Genomic DNA, 16,652 nt, shown 5'->3' on the forward strand with positions numbered 1-16,652 from the left:
GTGACCGATCCGTCCGACCGCTCCGCCGACCACGCCGACGACGACCTCGCCGCCTCCGCCGCCCGGGAGCTCCGGGTCGCCGTCGGCCGCCTGCACCGCCGCCTCCGGCTGGTCGCCAACGAGGGCGGACTCTCCGCCTCGCAGTCCTCGGCCCTCGCGCGGATCGCCAAGGGGGAGGCGGACACCGCGGCCGGCCTCGCGGCGCTCGAGGGCGTGCGTCCGCAGTCCGTCGCGGCCACCGTCGCCGCGCTCGAGCGGGACGGCCTGCTCGCGCGCTCCGAGGACCCGGCCGACGGCCGCCGGTCGATCCTCGCGATGACGCCGGAGGGCGAGGCCCTGTTCTTCGGCGGCCGGGCCGCCCGGCAGGAGTGGCTGTCGAGCACGCTGCGCGAACGGCTCGACGAGGAGGAGCTCGCGCTCGTGCTCCGCGCGGCCGCGCTGCTGCAGCGGCTCACAGACCGGTGACGGGCCGGTGACCGACCGATGACGGCGCACGCCGCGCCCGCGGACCGGTTCGACCGGCGCCTGCTCGCGCCGATGGTCCTCGGCTCGATCCTGAACCCGGTCAACTCCTCGATCGTCGCCGTCGCGCTCGTCCCGATCGCCGTCGCCTTCGGTGCGCCCGCCGCGGAGACCGCCTGGCTGGTGTCGGCCCTCTATGTCGCGACCGCGATCGGGCAGCCGCTCGTCGGCCGCCTCGTCGACGTGTTCGGCCCGCGCCGCCTCTTCCTGGTCGGCACGGTCCTGACCGGCGTCGCGGGGCTGCTCGGCGCCCTCGCGCCGTCGGTCGCGGTCCTCGTCGCCGCACGCGTGGTGCTCGGGTTCGGCACCTGCTCCGGCTACCCGGCGTCGATGGTCCTCATCCGGCGGGAGGCGGCGCGGACCGGGCAGGAGAGCCCGGCAGGCGTGCTCACCGCGCTCGCGATCGCGACGCAGACCGTCGCCGTCGTCGGGCCGACGCTCGGCGGCGTGCTCGTCGACCTGGGCGGGTGGCGGGCGACCTTCGCGATCAACGTGCCGCTGTCGATCGCGGGCGTGCTGCTCGGGCTGCTCGTCCTGCCCCGCGACCCGGCCGTGCCGGACGCGGGCCGCCGGCTCGGGCGGCTCGACTGGGCCGGCGTCGGCCTGTTCGCCGCGACGCTCGTCGCGCTCCTCCTCTTCCTCATGGGGCCGCACCTCGCCACGCTCTGGCTGCTCGGTGCCGCGGTCGTCGCGGCCGCCGGCTTCGCGGCGCGCGAGCTGCGCGCCGACGACCCGTTCGTCGACGTGCGCGTCTTCGCGGGGGACCGGGCGCTCCTCGCGACCTTCGCCCGGTCCACGCTCGCGGCGACCGTCTCCTACGGCTACCTCTACGGCTTCTCGCAGTGGCTCGAGGACGGGCGCGGGCTGTCGGCCTCCGCCGCCGGGCTCGTGCTGCTGTCGACGTTCCTCGTCGGCATCCTCGTCTCCGTCACCACGGGCCGGCGCCCCGAGGTGCGCCCGAAGCTGCTCGTCGGCGGGCTGGTCCAGGTCGTCGTGTGCGCGGCGCTGCTCGCCGTCACGGGCGCCTCGCCGATCTGGGTCCTCGACGTGCTCGCCGCCGTGCTCGGCCTGCCGCAGGGGCTGCTGAACCTCGCGAACCAGAACGCGCTCTACTTCCAGGCCGACCCCGCGCGGGTCGGCGCCTCCGCGGGCCTGCTCCGCACCTTCATGTACCTCGGTGCGATCATCGCGTCGTCCGCCTCCGCCGGCTTCTTCGGCCGGCGCGCCGACACCGTGGGGCTGCACGAGCTCGGCCTCTTCATGCTCGGCGCCTGCGTGCTGCTCGTCGTGCTGGTGCTCGCCGACCGCTCGCTCGGCCGCATCGGCGACGCGCGGGAATAGCGCTGGACACCGCGAGTTGTATGCGATTGCATACAGTTCGGGTCGAACGGCCCGGTGACGAGGAGTGTGGTCCAGATGCAGTTCGGAGTGTTCTCGGTCGGCGACGTGACGCGGAACCCGGTGACCGGCGAGACGCCCAGCGAGGCCGAGCGGATCAGGGCCGTGATGGCGATCGCCAAGAAGACGGAGGAGGTCGGCCTCGACGTCTTCGCGTTCGGCGAGCACCACAACCCGCCCTTCATGTCGTCCTCCCCGACGACGCTGCTCGCGGCCGTCGCCGCGCAGACGGAGCGCCTGGTCGTCTCGACCTCGACGACGCTGATCACCACGAACGACCCGGTGCGCATCGCCGAGGAGTACGCGATGCTGCAGCACGTCTCCGGCGGCCGCATGGACCTGATGCTCGGCCGCGGCAACACCGCGCCCGTGTACCCGTGGTTCGGCGAGGACATCCGGCAGGGTCTGCCGCTCGCGCTCGAGCACTACAACCTGCTGCACCGCCTGTGGCGCGAGGACGTCGTCGACTGGCAGGGCCGCTACCGCACCCCGCTGCAGGGCTTCACCTCGACGCCCCGTCCGCTCGACGACGTGCCCCCGTTCGTCTGGCACGGCTCCATCCGCACGCCGGAGATCGCCGAGCAGGCCGCCTTCTACGGCGACGGCTTCTTCGCGAACCACATCTTCTGGCCGTCGGAGCACTCGCAGCGCCTCATCAACTTCTACCGGCAGCGCTTCGCGCACCACGGCCACGGCACCCCGGAGCAGGCGATCGTCGGCCTCGGCGGCCAGGCCTTCATCGCGAAGACCTCGCAGCAGGCGTACGAGCAGTTCCGCCCCTACTTCGACGAGGCGCCCGTGTACGGCAACGGCCCGCGCATGGAGGACTTCGCGCGGCAGACCCCGCTGTCCGTCGGCAGCCCGCAGGAGGTCATCGACAAGACGCTGACCTTCCGCGAGACCTTCGGCGACTACCAGCGCCAGCTGTTCCTGATCGACCACGCCGGGCTCCCGCTCGAGATGGTGCTGGAGCAGCTCGAGCTGCTCGGCGGCGAGGTCGTGCCGGTGCTGCGCCGCGAGCTCGACGCGCTCCGCCCCGCCGGCGTGCCCGACGCCCCGACCCACGCCTCCCTCGTGACGGCGAAGTACGGCGACGCCGAGCCGCGCCAGCCGCGCCCGAACGCGAACCGCGGCGACAACGTGACCGGCGGCTCGCCCTACCAGGACACCGAGCGCGACCAGGCGGTCGCGTGACGCCCGTCACCGAGTCGCGCGACGTCCGCCTCGCGAACGAGTCCTGGGAGGCGCTGCTCTCCGCTCAGGTCTCGGTGATGCGGGGGTTCGCCGCCGAGCGCATGTGGGACGAGGTCTCGCTCGCCGAGTACGACGTCCTGTACGCGCTGAAGAAGGCCGGCTGCGCGCTGCGGCAGAGCGAGCTGATGAAGCAGGTCCTGCTGAGCCAGCCCGCCCTGTCGCGGCTCGTGGAGCGGCTGGAGCAGCGCGGCCTCGTGCAGCGCGCCACCGACCCGAACGACCGCCGCGGCGTGCTCGTCACCCTGACCGACGACGGCGCCGCCGCGCAGCAGCGCACCGGCGCCCGCCATGCCCGCAGCGTGGAGGAGCGGATGCGCCGCCTCACCCCCGACCAGCAGCGGCAGCTGCGCGACCTCTGCGCCCTGCTGACCGCCACCGACTGAACCGAAGAAGGAACCCCCGTGAACCTCGTCGTCGTCTCCGGCGGCACCAGCGATCCGTCCTCGACGCGGATGCTCGCCGACCGCATCACCGCCCGCGTGCTCGACCGGGCCGCGGCGTCCGGGCTCGAGCTCACCACCGCCGTGATCGAGCTGCGGCCCCTCGCCGCCGAGCTCGCCTCCGCCCAGGTCACCGGCTTCGCGCCGCCCGCCGTCGCCGCGGCGATCGCGACCCTCGCCGAGGCCGACGCCCTGATCGTCGCGACGCCCGTCTACAAGGCCGGCGTGAGCGGCCTCGTGAAGTCGTTCTTCGACGTCGTCGACCAGGACCTGCTCATCGCGGTGCCGACCGTGCTCGCCGCCACCGCGGGCACCGCCCGGCACGCGCTCGTCGCCGACGAGCAGCTGCGCTCGCTCTTCGCCTACCTGCGCGCGCTCACCGTGCCGACGAGCGTCTTCGCGGCAGGGGAGGACTGGGGCGGCTCCGGGCTGCAGGACCGCGTCGACCGCGCCGCGCACGAGCTCGTCGTCCTGCTCGCCGCGGACGTGCGCTCGGCGATGCGCGACGCGGGCACCCGCTACAACCGCGTGTTCGGCGGCGCCGCGGAGGGCGCGGACGAGGTCGAGTTCGACTCCGACCTCATGCGCCTCGCCACGGGCGGCTCCGCGGTCGCGCCGCCCGTCCGCCCGGTCTGAACCGGCCTCAGGAGGACAGCTCCCACACGTTCCCGGCCGGGTCGCGGAAGCTCGCCGTCCGCGGGCCCCATGGCCGGTCCATCGGGCCGTTGAGCAGCGCGATCCCCTTCGCGGCGAGCTCGGCGACGGCCGCGTCGACGTCCTCGACCGGGATCGTGTAGACCGCGCGCACGCCGCCGGGCGCGCCGACCTCGGCCGGCTCGACCAGCTCCGGCGCCGCCTCGACCCGGAGCAGGTTGACCATCGTGGCGCCGACGCGGAACACCGCCGAGTGCTCGTCCTCGAACGCGACGTCCTGCCCGAGCGCGAGGCCGTAGAACGCCTTCGCCGCGGGCAGGTCCTCGACGATCAGCGTGATGGCGAACAGGCCCCGCGAGACGTCCATGCGCTCATCGTCGCGGAAGCATCCGGCCCCGTCGAGCGTTCTCCTCGAGCAGGGAGGCGGCATGGCGCAGGCGGGCAGGACGGCACGCATGGCGGCCGCGCGACGGCGCGACGGCGGCACCTGCGTCTGGTGCGGCGTCGCGTTCGACGAGCGCACCCGGCCGACCCGCGAGCACGTGATCCCGCGCGTCAAGGGCGGGCCCTCCTGGCTCGAGAACGAGGTGGAGGCGTGCCGCCGCTGCAACGGCGAGCGCGGCCACCGGGCGCTCGTCGAGTGGCTCGAGGAGTGCGAGCGGCGGGGCTGGACGCCGGACGTCGGTCGCCTGGAGCGCGTGCTCGTCGCCCTGCAGGCCGCGATCCGCGAGCGGGGCGGGCAGCGGAAGGCCCGGCCGCAGCTCGAGGGGCAGCTGCGCCGGCTGCGCAAGCGCGCCGCCTGACTGCACCGGTTCAGCACCCCGTGGTGCACTCCCGGTGGCGGGTGAGCGCGCACTCGGAGAACGGGCCCTCGAAACCCGGGGCGGATGCCGTGAACCCCCTCCCGATCCACGTCGTTCCGGGCGATACTGGCAGCGGTCGGTCGACGGCGACCGGCTCAGCACCGGCAACCGCAGCACCATCGGAGCGCCCTCGGGCGGGTGGGAGGACCACCGTGGGGATCGACACCGTCGGCACCGACCGCGCCGCGCGGCGCGTCGTCGGCCCCGTCGCCGTCGCGGCCGGCCGCTACCGGATCGGCGACGAGATCGGCCGCGGCGGCAAGGCCCGCGTCTTCCTCGCCCACGACCGCCTGCTGCACCGCGACGTCGCGGTGAAGGTGTTCAAGGCCCGCGCCGGCGACCCGGAGGAGCTGCGGGTGCAGGAGGCGGAGGCGAAGCTCGTCGCCTCCCTGAACCACTACGCGCTGACCACGCTGTACGACGCGGGCGTCGACACGTCCGACCCCACGAACCCGCAGATCTACCTCGTGATGGAGCACATGGGCGGCGGGGATCTCCGGACGCGGCTGCGCCGCGGGCCGCTCTGCCCCCTCCAGGTCGGCTACCTCGGGTACGACATCGGGAGCGGCCTGCAGTACCTGCACGAGGCCGGCTTCGTCCACCGCGACATCAAGCCGGCGAACGTGCTCCTGCACGCGCGCGAGCAGGAGGTCCGGCTGCGCGGCAAGCTCGCCGACTTCGGCATCTCCTCCCTGATCGGCACCGGCGAGCACGGCGACGCCGTCACCGGCACGGCCGCCTACCTCAGCCCGGAGCAGGCGGCGGGCGAGGACGCGGGGCCCGACTCCGACGTCTACTCGTTCGGCCTCGTGCTGCTCGAGGCGCTCACCGGCGCGGTCGCGTTCCCGGGCGACGTCGAGACCTCCGCGCTCGCGCGGCTGGACCGCGACCCCGTGATCCCCGACTCGGTGCCGTCGGGGCTCGCCGAGGTGCTGCGGGCGATGACCTGCCGGGACCGGCGGGAGCGGATCGCGCTGCCCGACGCGGTGCAGGGCTTCCTCGACCACGTCGTCGACGACCTGGTCCGCCGGCGCGAGGGCGCCGGCGAGCGGGCGCTCGAGCCGGAGGCCGAGTCGGCTCGGCTCGACGCGGTGCGGCGCTACGACGTGCTCGACACCCCGCCGGAGGACGCGTTCGACGAGGTGACCGACCTCGTCCGCCGCACGCTCGGCCTGCCGATCGCGATCCTCGCGGTCGTCGACGAGGAGCGGGCCTGGTTCAAGTCGCGGCGGGGCGTCTCCCTGCCCGAGCTGCCCCGCGCGCTCACCGACGAATACGCCGGCCGGAACGGCCTCGGCACGTGGACGATCCCGGACGCCCGCGACGAGCCGAGCCTGCGCGACCACCCCTTCATCGCCGGCGAGCCCTTCATCCGGTCCGCGATCGCGGCGCCGCTGCTCTCGCACGACGGCCACTCGATCGGCCGGCTGATCGCGTGCGACGTCGAGCCGCGCGAGTTCGGCGCGGACGACGCCGCCGTGCTCGAGGGCTTCGCGCGGATCGTGATGCGGGAGCTGGAGCTGCGGCTCGCCAGCCGCCGCGCGCTGTTCGACCGCTGACCGCGTGCGCAGCGAGCACCCGATCCCGGGAAACCCGTGGCCGCACGACATGGTCCTCGAGATCGAGGACTCGCCGCACGCGCTCCTCGACCTGCTGTGGCTGCGGGAGGCGTGCGACCTGCGGCCGACCGGGGTGGACCTCCCCCCGCCCCTCGTCCACCCGCCGCTGCGCGCCCCGGTGCACCGCCCGGACGCCGAACGGCTGCGGACGTGGCGCGCAGCCTGGCCGCTCGTCTGGGACGAGGTGCTCGAGCACGCCGGGCGGCCGCGCCAGACCGACCGGCTGTCGACGATCGCGGACCTGCCGCCCGGCTCGGCCGAACGCGCCGCGATGATCCGCGACTTCATCGGCCCGACCTGGCGCGACCGGTTCGGCGACGAGGTCTTCGACGACGACGGCTACCGCGAGTGGGCCGCGGCCGACGCGGAGCGGGAGGCGCTCGACCAGCTCGGGCTGGACCAGTCGCCCGAGCGCGTCACGCTCCCCGCGCTGATCCCGGCGTGGGAGGCCGGCCTGGTCAAGGTGATCACGATCCCGTGCCGCGGCGCCTTCACCCGGGTCGTCTCCCCGGTGGCGCTGCTCGTGACCGCCGGGACGCGGCAGGACCCGGACGCCTACCGCGCGGCGCTCACCGCGTTCCGGGAGGACGCGCCCGCCTCCTGACCCGCGACGGCGACCAGCTCGTCGACGAGGGCCGGCAGGTCGAGGCCCGCCGCCCGGCACATCCGCGGGAAGCCCGACTGCGCCGTCATCCCGGGCATCGTGTTCACCTCGTTGAGGAGGAGGCCCTCGTCGGTGACGAAGAAGTCGAGCCGTGCGAGCCCGCGGCAGCCGAGCGCGCGGAACAGGCGGGTCGCCGCCTGCTCGAGCGCCGCCCGCTGCGCGGCGTCGATCCGGGCGGGGAAGTGGACGACCGCGGTGCCGTCGTACTTCCGCGACGTGTCGAACACGTCGCCCTCGTCGACGGCGTACTCGATCGGCGGCGCCACGAGCAGCGTGCCGTCGCGGCGCTCGACGACCGCGAGCTGCACCTCCCGGCCCCGCACGTACTGCTCGACGAGCACCGCGTCGCCGCCTGAGCCGACCGCGCGGGCCGCGGCGATCGCGGGCCCGAGCGCCGCCGCGTCCGTCACGACCGCCACGCCGACGCTCGAGCCGGCGCTCGTCGGCTTGACCACGACCGGGAGCCGGACGGCGGGCACGGACTCGCCGCGCTGCAGCAGGACGCCCGGTGCGACCGCGACGCCGACGGCCGCGGCGACCGCCTTCGTCGCGTGCTTGTCCATCGCGATCGCGCCTGCGGCGGCAGGGCAGCCGGCGACCCGGAGCCCCGCGAGCTCCCCGAGCGCGGCGATCGCGCCGTCCTCGCCTGGTGCGCCGTGCAGCACGGGCAGGACGACGTCGCAGGCCGCGAGCACCGGCAGCGCCGCGGCGAGCGACGCCGCGGGGGAGCCGCCGAGCGGGCCGCCCCCGTCCGCCCAGACGCCGTCGCGGTCGATGGTCACGGGGACGGCGTCGTGGCCCGCGGCGCGCAGGGCGTCGACGACGGCGGCGGCGCTGCGGAGCGAGACGTCGTGCTCCGGGCTGCGGCCGCCCCCGAGCACCGCGACGCGGCTCATCGGCCGACCTCCGCGCGCTCGACGCGCCGGCCGATGCCCGTGACGACGTCGTGCTCGATCGTGCCCGCCCAGCGGGCCCAGTCGGCGGCGGTCGGCTCCCCGGCGTCGCCCGGGCCGAACACGAGCGCGGTGTCGGCGACGTCCGCGCCCTGCGGGCCGGCGTCGACGACGAGCTGGTCCATCGAGACCCGGCCGACGACGGGGCACCGGCGCCCGCCGAGCTGCACGGCGGCGCCGGCGTCGAGCCGGCGGGGGACGCCGTCCGCGTAGCCGACGGGCAGGGTCGCGAGGACCGTCTCGGCGGCGGTCCGGGCGGTGTGCCCGTAGCCGACCGGGGTCCCGGCGGGGACCCGCCGGGTGAGCACGACCGGTGCGGCGAGGGTCAGCGCGGGCCGGAGGCCCGGCCCGATGCCGACGAGTCCCGCGCCGATCCGCACGAGGTCGAACGCGGCGGCGGGCAGGCGCAGCGCCGCCTCCGTCGCGGCCAGGTGGCGGACCGCGGGGCGCAGGCCCGCAGCGGCGACCTCGTCGAGGGCGGTGCGGAACGCCGCGACGCCGGCGGCGTTCGCGGGGTCGGCCGGCTCGTCGGCGCGGGCGAGGTGGCCCATCACGCCGACCACCTCGACGAGGCCGAGGCGCTCCGCCTCCGCCGCGGCCGCGACGAGCGCGGGCCGGTCGGCGGGCGCGGCGCCGTCGCGCGCCATGCCCGTGTCGACGTGCAGGTGCACGCGGGCCCGGAGCGACGCCCGCGCGGCCGCTTCCGCCACGGCGCGCAGGTGCGCGACCGAGGCGATCGCCACGTCGATGCGGAGGCGCAGGGCCGCGTCCCACGCGGCGTCGACCGGCAGGACCCAGGCGAGCAGCGGCGCGGCGAGGCCGGCGCGGCGCAGGGCGACGGCCTCGTCCAGCGTCGCCGTGCCGAGCCAGGTCGCCCCGGCGGCGAGCGCGGCGCGGGCGGCGGGGACCGCGCCGGCGCCGAACCCGTCGGCCTTCACGACCGCCATCACGGCCGCGCCGCTGACGGCGCCCGCGCGGCGGACGTTCGCGGCGATCGCGGCGGGGTCGACGCGCAGCACGGGGCGGGCGAGGCCGCGCGGCTGCGCGGGGAGGGAGGAGGGGGCCGGCAGCGCGCTCATCGGGCGGCCTGCGCGAGCAGCGGCGCCTCGATCGGGCCATAGACCGCGGCCGCGGTGCGCACGGTCCACGCCCAGTAGCGGTCGCCGTGGCTCCAGTGCCACCACTCCGTCGGGTAGTTCACGAACCCGGCGCCGCGCATCGCCTCGCCGAGCAGCCGACGCTCCTCGCGCGCCGCCGGGCCGACGGGCGCGTCCGTGAAGCACGCGCCGCCGCTCGCCTCCGGTGTCGCGTCGATCGGGGTGCCGAGGTCGAGCGGGCGGCCGAGCCGGTCCACGAGCGTCACGTCGACGGCCGCGCCCGCGACGTGCGGCGCGACCTCGATGGGCGAGACGAACCGGCTCGTCAGGCGTCGCCGCTCGGCGTCGCCCGCGGCCGGGTGCGCGGCGGCGACCTCCGCCTCGTAGCGCGCCCAGATCGCGCGCTGGTCCGTCGGACGACGGTGCCCCTCGACGACGCGGAGCCGACGGCCGGGCGGCAGCAGCAGCTGGGCGACCGCGAGGCGGGCCGCGACGCCGGACCGGACGAGCGGGCGCTCGCCGAACGGGTCGGCGGTGTCGGCGGGCACGGGCACGAGGGGCTCCCCGGAGTCCACCACGGGCACGGCGGTGATCTCCGGATCGGCGAGCAGGACGGTCATGGGTCGAGCCTCCCCGGCCGACCCGCCCGCGCGGATCGGCCGGGGGATCCGACGCCCTCGGTCGCAGGGCTGATCGCGCCTCATCCTCGCGGCGGAGCCGGGCGCGGGGATGCGCAGCGGGAATGCGCTCGTGCGGCGGCCGGTTGCGGCTCGCGACATCGACCACCTGAGGAGGGGCGGACACATGGCGCGGATCGCGGTGCTCGGCGGCACGGGGTACACGGGCGGGAACATCGTGCGGGAGGCGGCCGCGCGCGGCCACCACGTCACGGCGTACAGCCGGCACGCGCCGGAGCAGCCGGTGCCCGGCGTCCACTACGTGCAGGCGTCGCTGACCGAGGAGGGCGCCGTCGCGGCGGTCGTCGCCGGGCAGGACGTCGTGGTCGAGGCGCTCGCGCCGCGCGGGGAGCTCGCGGGGCGGCTGGACGGCCTGATCGCGGACCTCGCGCGCCTCGCCGCGGAGCAGCACGCCCGTCTCGTGGTCGTCGGCGGCTGGAGCGGCCTGCGTCCCGCCGAGGACGAGCCGCGCTTCGTGGAGGGCGACGTGCCGGCCGCGTTCCGCGCCGAGGCGGAGGAGATGGTCCGCGCGCTCGAGGGCCTCGAGCAGCACGCCCCGGAGGGCCTGGACTGGACCTTCGTCAGCCCCGCGCAAGCCTACGGCTCGTACGCGCCGGGCGAGGCGCTCGGCCGCTACCGGGTCGGCGGCCCGGTGGCCCTGGTCGACGACCAGGGCGGGTCGGCGGTGTCCGGCGCGGACTTCGCGCTCGCGGTCGTCGACGAGATCGAGCGGCACGAGCGCAGCGGGCACATCGGCGTCGCGTACTGACGACGCCGCCTGCTGACGGCCCCTCCCGCCGCCCGGCTCAGCGGAGCGTGCGGCGGGAGGTGATCTGCCCGGTGTCGAAGCCGAGCAGGTGGAGGCCGCCGTGGAACCGCGCGTGCTCGATCTTGATGCAGCGGTCCATGACCACGGTGAGGCCCTTCGACTCGCCGTACCGCGCCGCCTCCTCGTTCCAGATGCCGAGCTGCACCCAGACGGTCCTCGCGCCGACGGCGAGCGCGTCGTCCATCACCTCGGGCACGTCGCTGCCCTTCCGGAAGACGTCGACGACGTCGGGCACCTCCGGCAGCGAGGCGAGGTCCGGGTAGACGGGCCGACCGAGGATCTCGGTCGCCCGCGGGTTCACGAAGTAGACGCGGTACGGGCTCGACGAGAGCAGGTAGGTCGCGACGAAGTAGCTGGACCGGGCCGGGTTCGGGCTCGCGCCGACGATCGCGACGCTCCTCGCGTTCCGCAGGATCCTCAGCCGCTGCTTCGCGTCGGGGCCCTGCCAGGTCCGGTTCGCCTTGAGCAGCTTCGCCAACGGGCTCGACGCCGGGATGTCGCACGTCATCCCGTTCGCCAGCGTCGCCGTCACGGTGTCGACGACGGGCGGCGCCGACGGCGTCTCGACGTCGGCGAGCACGGCGCCGTCCTCGGCGGCCGGGGCGGTGAGGGCGGAGTCGGCCATGCGGTCAGTCTGCCCCTCCTAGCCTCGAGGCATGGACAGGCCGATCGCCCTCGTCACCGGAGCCTCGCGCGGCATCGGCCGCGCCGTCGCGCTCGACCTCGGCCGGACGCACCACGTGCTCGTCGGCGGCAGGACGGCGGCGGCCGTCGCCCCGGTGGTGGCGGCGCTGCCCTCCGCGGAGCCGTTCGTCGCGGACCTCGCGACCGACCCGCTGCCGGCCCTGCCGGATCGGCTCGACGTGCTCGTGCACTCGGCCGGCGTCGACTCGAGCGGCCGGGTCGCCGACACGGACCGCGCGGAGTGGGAGCGCGTGCTCGGGGTCAACGTCGTCGCGGTGGCCGACCTCACCCGGGCCGCGCTGCCCGCCCTGCGCGCCGCGCAGGGGCTCGTCGTCGCGGTCAACAGCGGCGCGGGGCTGACGGCGTCGCCCGGCGGCGCCGTCTACGCCGCCTCGAAGTTCGCGCTCCGCGCCTTCACCGACGCGCTGCGGGAGGAGGAGCGGGGCGCCGGGGTGCGGGTGTCCTCCGTGCACCCCGGGCGCACCGACTCCGACATGCAGCAGGAGAAGGTCGCCGGCGAGGGCGACGAGTACGACACCCGCTACTACCTCGACCCGGCCTCCGTCGCTGCCGTCGTGCGCACCGTCGTGGACCTGCCGGCCGGCGGCACCGTCGAGACGGTGTCCGTCCGGCCGACGCGGATCCGCGGCCGCTGATCCGGGCTCAGGCCCGGGAGGTCTGCGCGGCCCGGCGGGAACCCGGCACGACCAGGCCGAGCAGGACCATGCCGACGGCGAGCACGAGGTGCAGCCAGTTGTCGGCCGAGTTGAGCGGCACGAAGTTCGCCTGCGACGTCATCGGGACGGCGAGGCCGTAGATCCAGAGCACGGCGTAGACGATCCCGCCGACGACGAGGAACAGCTTCGCCCCGCGGGCGCTCCGGGACGCGATGATGCCGACGATCCCGAACAGCAGGTGGACGACGTTGTGCAGGATCGACACCTGGAAGACGCCGAGCAGCATCGCCATCGACCCCGTCCCCGCGAACGACAGGTCGCCGTACCGCGTCGTGAGGCCCGGGATGAACCCGGCGACGCCCACGAGCAGGAAGACGATCCCGACGATCAGGGCGACGATCTGGACGGGGGTACGCGCGGTGCGGTCCTGGGAGGCGGCGACGGCTGAAGTCATGCCTCCAGGCCACACGAGCGCGGCTGAGAAACGCAGGGGTTGACAGCGTCGGGTCGGCGTGAAGCGGGCGCGGACCGGACGTCCAGCAGGTACCCGGAGGGCCTGCAGCCGAGGGGATCAGGCTCGACCCATGAGCGATCCGAAGGACCAGCAGCCCGACGCGACCGACCCGGACGACCTGCCGAACGGCAGCGGCCCCGCCGACGAGACGACGACCGGCGGCGACGACGACCAGTTCGAGGGCTGAGCCGATCGGGCCCGTCTGATCCGCCCGTCTACCGGGACAGCCGCATGGGGACGTGCGGGATGTCGTCCTCCAGGTAGCGCTCGCCGGCCACGGCGAAGCCGAAGCGGGCGTACCAGGCCGCGAGGTGCTCCTGCGCGTCGAGCAGCACCGGCAGGTCCGGCGCGAGCTCGGTGCAGCGGTCCACCGCCGCGCGCATGAGCGCGGAGGCCACCCCGCGGCTGCGGGCCGCCGGCGCCGTCGCGACCCGGCCGATGCGCAGGGCACCCGGCTCGCGCAGCACCCGTGCCGTGCCGAGCACGACGCCGTCCTCCTCGGCGTGGAGCAGCTCCGCGCCGGGCTCGACGTCCCGGCCGTCGAGGTCGAGGTAGGCGGCGCGCTGCTCGACCACGAAGACGGCGACCCGCAGCTCGAGCAGCCGGTAGAGCACGACGGGGTCGAGGTCGGCGGCGGCGGATCGGTGGAGCGTGATCGTCACCGCACGACGCTAGCGGGCGCCTGCGCCCGCCCTCGGCTGCGGCCCGACGAGGTCCGGCCGCAGGACCGAAGGTCCGAGGACCCGGTCGGCCGGGCCGGTCAGCACGGTGCCGAGCGCGCCCGCGAACGCGCGCAGGCCGCGCGCCCAGATGACCGCGGGCCGGCGCCCGCACGCGCGCAGCGCGGGTGCGTGCCCGACGACGAGCACGGTCGCGGCGCCGAGCGCCACGGCCGACCAGACGGCCGCGATGCCGGCCCGCGCGAGCAGCGGCCTCGGCCGCAGGTCGCGGTGCAGCCGGTCGATCTGGAACCGGATGTGCTCGCGCTCGTCCGCGGTGATGCGGCGGCCGATCCCGGAGACGACCGGGTCGGGCGAGGTCGCGAGCGCCTCGAACCAGTCGAGCGCGACGGTCTCGGCGACGAGGAACAGCGCGACCTCCGTGTCGAGGCCCAGCGAGCGCCGCAGCAGGGTGAACGCCCGGTCGCTCCAGTGCCCGGGCAGCGACGGCGCCGTCAGGTGCCGGAGGCCGCGACCGAAGAGGACCGAGTGCCGCTGCTCCTCGGCGATCAGCAGGCGCACGGCGTCGACGTACTCGGGGTCGCCGGCGCGCGCGGCGAGGGCGAGCAGGTGCTCGCCCTCGCCGCTCTCGCCGAGCTCGAACCGCTGGAACGAGTGCGCGATCGCGCGCCGGGCCTCGCCGGGCAGCGCGCACGGCGCGTCCCAGTCGACCGTCGCCTCGATGCGCTGCTGGCGCACGCGGTTGCGGGTGAAGTAGTCGGTCCAGACGGCGAAGGGGGAGGGCGCCGGGGAGGTCGTGGTCATGGCTCGACGGTAGGAACGGGTCGGGGTCGGCCGCCTCGGCCGGACGGAGGGGGTTCCTCCGTCCGGCGGATGGTTCAGGCGAGGCGGAGCGGCGCCGTCGGTCCGGTCTCGTCGGCGGCGTTCGCGGCGGCCCGGACGAGCACCTCCTGCGCGCCCGGCCGCCACCCGTCCGGCGTCCACCGGTGCAGGGGCCGGAGGGAGAGCGGCACCGCGACGGTCCGCTCCTCGCCCGCGGCGAGGGCGACCGCGGCCCAGCCGAGCAGCGCGCGGTGCGGGAGGGCGTCGTCGCCCTGCGGCTCGCCGTAGACCTGCACGACGGTGCGCCCGTCCCGGCGGCCCGTGTTGGCGACGGTCACCCGCGCCGTGGCGGTCTCGGCGGCGGTCCCGTCGGACGCGTCGTCCACCGCGAGGTCGCGGATCGCCGTCGTCGTGTAGGAGAGGCCGAAGCCGAGCGGGAACGCGGCCGGCACGCCGAGCCGGTCGAGCAGGTGCTGCCCGAACCAGCGGTCGTAGGTCACCGCGGTCGCCGCGGCGTCGAACGGGGGCAGGTGCTCCTCGCTCGTCGGGATGGAGAACGGCAGGCGCCCGGCGACGTCGACCGCGCCGGTGAGCACGTCGGCGAGGGCGGCGCCGCCCTCGCTGCCCGCGTACCAGGCGAGCAGCACGGCGGGCACCGTGCTGCGCCACTCCTCCGTGATGACGGCGCCCGCGGCGACGATCACGACGACCGTCCGCGGGTTGGCGGCCGCGACCGCGCGGATCAGCTCGACCTGCGCGGCCGGCAGGCGGAGGCTGCGGCGGTCGCCGCCGGCGCTGCCGCCGCTGATGCCGCCCTCCGTGCTCGCGCCGGCGAGGAAGTCCTCCGCCCAGGCGTCGCCGTCGGTCGGCGGGTAGGTGGCGACGAGGTCGGGGGCGAGGAAGGCGCCGGCGTCGATGAACTCGCCCTCGTCGGCCGCGGTGTAGCCGACCACGACCACCGCCGCGTCGGCGTCGGCCGCGACGCGCGCCGCCTCGTCGGGGTCGTCGCCGGCGGCGACGACGCGGTCCTCGCCGAGCGCGGCGCGCAGCCCGTCGAGCGGGGTCGTGACGGCGGGCGACCGCACGTCGGAGGAGCCGTTGTCGCCGGTGTTCGCGCGGGCCGCGAGCGACCCGACGACCGCGATCCGGCCGTTCCCGGCCGGGTCGAGCGGGAGCACCGGAGCGCCCTCGACCGGCTCGTCGACGAGCAGGACCATGGAGCGGGCCGCCGCCTCGCGCGCGAGCGCCCGGTGCTCGGTCGAGAACACGACCGACGCGTCCGGCTTCTCGGCGACGCGGCGTGCGGCGGCGCGCAGCTGCACCGCGAGGACCCGCTCGCCCGCGGCCTCGACCAGCCGCTGCAGCTCGGGCCGCTCCGCGATCGCCGCGGGGAGGTGCAGCGCCCGCTGCTCCGAGAACGGCTCCTCGACGTCGAGCCCGGCCTCGAGCGAGGCGACGGCGTCGCGGAGGCCCCAGATGAAGTCGGAGACGGCGATGCCGGCGAAGCCCCACCCGTCCCGCAGGATCTCCGTGATCAGGTGCCGGTTCTGGCCGGCCCACTCGCCGTTCACCGAGTTGTACGCGGTCATCACGGCGTCCGCGCCGGCCTCGACGACGGCGCGGAAGTGCGGCAGGTGCACCTCGTGCAGCACGTCCTCCGCGACCGAGACGTCGACCGAGAACCGCGCGTTCTCCATCGAGTTCAGCGCGTAGTGCTTCACCGTCGTCATCGCGTTCGGGGCGACGCCGCGGTGCAGCGCGGACCCGAAGGCGCCGAGCAGCAGCGGGTCCTCGCCGTAGGTCTCCTGGATGCGGCCCCACGCGGGGTGGCGGGGCAGGTTGATGCAGATGCCGCCGAAGAGGTTGCCGCCGAGCGCGCGAAGCTCGAGCCCGATCGCGGTGCCGATCCGCTCCTCGAGCGCGGGGTCCCAGGTCGCGCCGCGGGCCATCGCGACGGGGAACGCGGTGGCCTCGCCGAGCACGACGCCGCGCGGGCCGTCGCCGAACCGGAGCCCCGGGATCCCGAGCCGCGGCACCGCGCCGTGCACGTACGGCGTGTGGTTGTACCCCTCCTCGACCATGACCCGCATGCCGCGCCAGAACGGCTCGTCGCCGTCGAGGAGGCCGAGCCGCTCCTCGTCCGTCAGCTGCTCGAGCAGCGCTCGCGCCTCCCGCGCGGCGTCGCCGCCGTCCCGAACCCGTGCGACCGCCTCGTCGAACGCCGTCCCGCTCATCGATGAGCTCCTCCCGTGTCGTCCAGGAGTTTCCGCGACTTCCACAACAAACTGCTGAGCGAGTCGAGGAG

At 75.9% G+C, this 16,652-nt stretch carries 19 protein-coding genes; 10 read left to right on the forward strand and 9 right to left on the reverse strand.

The window, feature by feature from the left end; all coding sequences use genetic code 11:
• From D1781_RS04380 to D1781_RS04400, 5 genes are all read left to right on the forward strand, one after another.
• On the forward strand, window positions 1–465 hold the full coding sequence (locus D1781_RS04380; protein WP_119481018.1) for a MarR family winged helix-turn-helix transcriptional regulator: 465 nt from the start codon (window positions 1–3) through the stop codon (window positions 463–465).
• A gap of 18 nt (window positions 466–483) precedes the next feature.
• Window positions 484–1,863, forward strand: a complete 1,380-nt coding sequence (locus D1781_RS04385) for an MFS transporter (RefSeq protein ID WP_199706381.1) — start codon at window positions 484–486, stop codon at window positions 1,861–1,863.
• A 75-nt stretch (window positions 1,864–1,938) separates the two neighbouring features.
• Complete coding sequence (locus tag D1781_RS04390) at window positions 1,939–3,114, forward strand: LLM class flavin-dependent oxidoreductase (RefSeq protein WP_119481019.1); 1,176 nt, start codon at window positions 1,939–1,941, stop codon at window positions 3,112–3,114.
• Window positions 3,111–3,557, forward strand: a complete 447-nt coding sequence (locus D1781_RS04395; RefSeq protein WP_119481020.1) for a MarR family winged helix-turn-helix transcriptional regulator — start codon at window positions 3,111–3,113, stop codon at window positions 3,555–3,557. Before D1781_RS04390 ends, D1781_RS04395 begins: the two co-directional genes overlap by 4 nt.
• Before the next feature lie 18 nt (window positions 3,558–3,575).
• Window positions 3,576–4,250, forward strand: coding sequence for a CE1759 family FMN reductase (locus D1781_RS04400; RefSeq protein ID WP_119481021.1), 675 nt, complete (start codon window positions 3,576–3,578; stop codon window positions 4,248–4,250).
• A 7-nt stretch (window positions 4,251–4,257) separates the two neighbouring features.
• Here the strand turns inward: D1781_RS04400 and D1781_RS04405 are convergent, their stop codons facing one another.
• Entirely contained in the window at window positions 4,258–4,635 is a 378-nt protein-coding gene (locus D1781_RS04405) for a VOC family protein (RefSeq protein ID WP_119481022.1), read from the reverse strand.
• An 88-nt stretch (window positions 4,636–4,723) separates the two neighbouring features.
• Here D1781_RS04405 and D1781_RS04410 point away from each other — a divergent pair, with 88 nt between their 5' ends.
• The 3 genes from D1781_RS04410 to D1781_RS04420 all read left to right on the forward strand — a co-directional run bounded on the left by D1781_RS04410 (window position 4,724) and on the right by D1781_RS04420 (window position 7,354).
• Window positions 4,724–5,071, forward strand: coding sequence for an HNH endonuclease (locus tag D1781_RS04410; RefSeq protein WP_199706383.1), 348 nt, complete (start codon window positions 4,724–4,726; stop codon window positions 5,069–5,071).
• Between the two features lie 212 nt (window positions 5,072–5,283).
• Window positions 5,284–6,690 (forward strand): GAF domain-containing serine/threonine-protein kinase, encoded by a 1,407-nt coding sequence (locus D1781_RS04415; RefSeq protein ID WP_158589997.1) that lies wholly within the window; start codon window positions 5,284–5,286, stop codon window positions 6,688–6,690.
• A 49-nt stretch (window positions 6,691–6,739) separates the two neighbouring features.
• Window positions 6,740–7,354: a hypothetical protein gene (locus D1781_RS04420; protein ID WP_119481025.1), complete on the forward strand. Its 615-nt coding sequence runs from the start codon at window positions 6,740–6,742 to the stop codon at window positions 7,352–7,354.
• On the opposite strand, the gene D1781_RS04425 is transcribed toward D1781_RS04420, so the two are convergent.
• From D1781_RS04425 to D1781_RS04435, 3 genes are read right to left on the reverse strand one after another with little or no spacing between them, the layout of a single operon-like run.
• Window positions 7,306–8,310, reverse strand: coding sequence for a D-alanine--D-alanine ligase family protein (locus D1781_RS04425; protein WP_119481026.1), 1,005 nt, complete (start codon window positions 8,308–8,310; stop codon window positions 7,306–7,308). The genes D1781_RS04420 and D1781_RS04425 overlap by 49 nt on opposite strands.
• Window positions 8,307–9,446, reverse strand: coding sequence for an alanine racemase (gene alr / locus D1781_RS04430; RefSeq protein ID WP_119481027.1), 1,140 nt, complete (start codon window positions 9,444–9,446; stop codon window positions 8,307–8,309). The genes D1781_RS04425 and alr overlap by 4 nt, the downstream gene beginning before the upstream one ends.
• The gene (locus D1781_RS04435; RefSeq protein ID WP_119481028.1) at window positions 9,443–10,084 is read right to left on the reverse strand and encodes a M15 family metallopeptidase; all 642 of its coding nucleotides are present in this window, start codon (window positions 10,082–10,084) and stop codon (window positions 9,443–9,445) included. Before D1781_RS04435 ends, alr begins: the two co-directional genes overlap by 4 nt.
• Before the next feature lie 184 nt (window positions 10,085–10,268).
• Here D1781_RS04435 and D1781_RS04440 point away from each other — a divergent pair, with 184 nt between their 5' ends.
• Window positions 10,269–10,910, forward strand: a complete 642-nt coding sequence (locus D1781_RS04440; RefSeq protein WP_119481029.1) for an NAD(P)-dependent oxidoreductase — start codon at window positions 10,269–10,271, stop codon at window positions 10,908–10,910.
• A 37-nt stretch (window positions 10,911–10,947) separates the two neighbouring features.
• Here D1781_RS04440 and D1781_RS04445 read toward each other — a convergent pair whose 3' ends face one another.
• Window positions 10,948–11,478, reverse strand: a complete 531-nt coding sequence (locus tag D1781_RS04445; RefSeq protein ID WP_199706471.1) for a CoA-binding protein — start codon at window positions 11,476–11,478, stop codon at window positions 10,948–10,950.
• Between the two features lie 148 nt (window positions 11,479–11,626).
• Here D1781_RS04445 and D1781_RS04450 point away from each other — a divergent pair, with 148 nt between their 5' ends.
• Entirely contained in the window at window positions 11,627–12,310 is a 684-nt protein-coding gene (locus D1781_RS04450; RefSeq protein ID WP_119481031.1) for an SDR family oxidoreductase, read from the forward strand.
• 7 nt (window positions 12,311–12,317) lie between these two features.
• On the opposite strand, the gene D1781_RS04455 is transcribed toward D1781_RS04450, so the two are convergent.
• From D1781_RS04455 to D1781_RS04470, 4 genes are all read right to left on the reverse strand, one after another.
• Entirely contained in the window at window positions 12,318–12,785 is a 468-nt protein-coding gene (locus tag D1781_RS04455; RefSeq protein WP_119481032.1) for a DUF4383 domain-containing protein, read from the reverse strand.
• Between the two features lie 275 nt (window positions 12,786–13,060).
• Window positions 13,061–13,507 (reverse strand): GNAT family N-acetyltransferase, encoded by a 447-nt coding sequence (locus D1781_RS04460; RefSeq protein WP_119481033.1) that lies wholly within the window; start codon window positions 13,505–13,507, stop codon window positions 13,061–13,063.
• Window positions 13,508–13,516: 9 nt separating this feature from the next.
• Entirely contained in the window at window positions 13,517–14,329 is an 813-nt protein-coding gene (locus tag D1781_RS04465) for a ferritin-like domain-containing protein (protein WP_119481034.1), read from the reverse strand.
• A 74-nt stretch (window positions 14,330–14,403) separates the two neighbouring features.
• A complete protein-coding gene (locus tag D1781_RS04470; RefSeq protein ID WP_119481035.1) occupies window positions 14,404–16,581 on the reverse strand; it encodes a beta-glucosidase family protein in 2,178 nt (725 codons plus the stop codon).
• Window positions 16,582–16,652: the final 71 nt, after the last annotated feature.

The sequence above is a fragment of the Amnibacterium setariae genome (assembly GCF_003581425.1).
Classification (GTDB): Bacteria; Actinomycetota; Actinomycetes; order Actinomycetales; family Microbacteriaceae; genus Amnibacterium; species Amnibacterium setariae.

Coding starts and splice junctions, on each gene's coding strand:
- D1781_RS04385 (WP_199706381.1), top strand. CDS start 484: ATGACGGCGCACGCCGCGCCCGCGGACCGGTTCGACCGGCGCCTGCTC.
- D1781_RS04390 (WP_119481019.1), top strand. CDS start 1,939: ATGCAGTTCGGAGTGTTCTCGGTCGGCGACGTGACGCGGAACCCGGTG.
- D1781_RS04405 (WP_119481022.1), bottom strand. CDS start 4,635: ATGGACGTCTCGCGGGGCCTGTTCGCCATCACGCTGATCGTCGAGGAC.
- D1781_RS04410 (WP_199706383.1), top strand. CDS start 4,724: ATGGCGGCCGCGCGACGGCGCGACGGCGGCACCTGCGTCTGGTGCGGC.
- D1781_RS04420 (WP_119481025.1), top strand. CDS start 6,740: ATGGTCCTCGAGATCGAGGACTCGCCGCACGCGCTCCTCGACCTGCTG.
- D1781_RS04425 (WP_119481026.1), bottom strand. CDS start 8,310: ATGAGCCGCGTCGCGGTGCTCGGGGGCGGCCGCAGCCCGGAGCACGAC.
- alr (WP_119481027.1), bottom strand. CDS start 9,446: ATGAGCGCGCTGCCGGCCCCCTCCTCCCTCCCCGCGCAGCCGCGCGGC.
- D1781_RS04435 (WP_119481028.1), bottom strand. CDS start 10,084: ATGACCGTCCTGCTCGCCGATCCGGAGATCACCGCCGTGCCCGTGGTG.
- D1781_RS04440 (WP_119481029.1), top strand. CDS start 10,269: ATGGCGCGGATCGCGGTGCTCGGCGGCACGGGGTACACGGGCGGGAAC.
- D1781_RS04445 (WP_199706471.1), bottom strand. CDS start 11,478: ATGACGTGCGACATCCCGGCGTCGAGCCCGTTGGCGAAGCTGCTCAAG.
- D1781_RS04450 (WP_119481031.1), top strand. CDS start 11,627: ATGGACAGGCCGATCGCCCTCGTCACCGGAGCCTCGCGCGGCATCGGC.
- D1781_RS04455 (WP_119481032.1), bottom strand. CDS start 12,785: ATGACTTCAGCCGTCGCCGCCTCCCAGGACCGCACCGCGCGTACCCCC.
- D1781_RS04465 (WP_119481034.1), bottom strand. CDS start 14,329: ATGACCACGACCTCCCCGGCGCCCTCCCCCTTCGCCGTCTGGACCGAC.
- D1781_RS04470 (WP_119481035.1), bottom strand. CDS start 16,581: ATGAGCGGGACGGCGTTCGACGAGGCGGTCGCACGGGTTCGGGACGGC.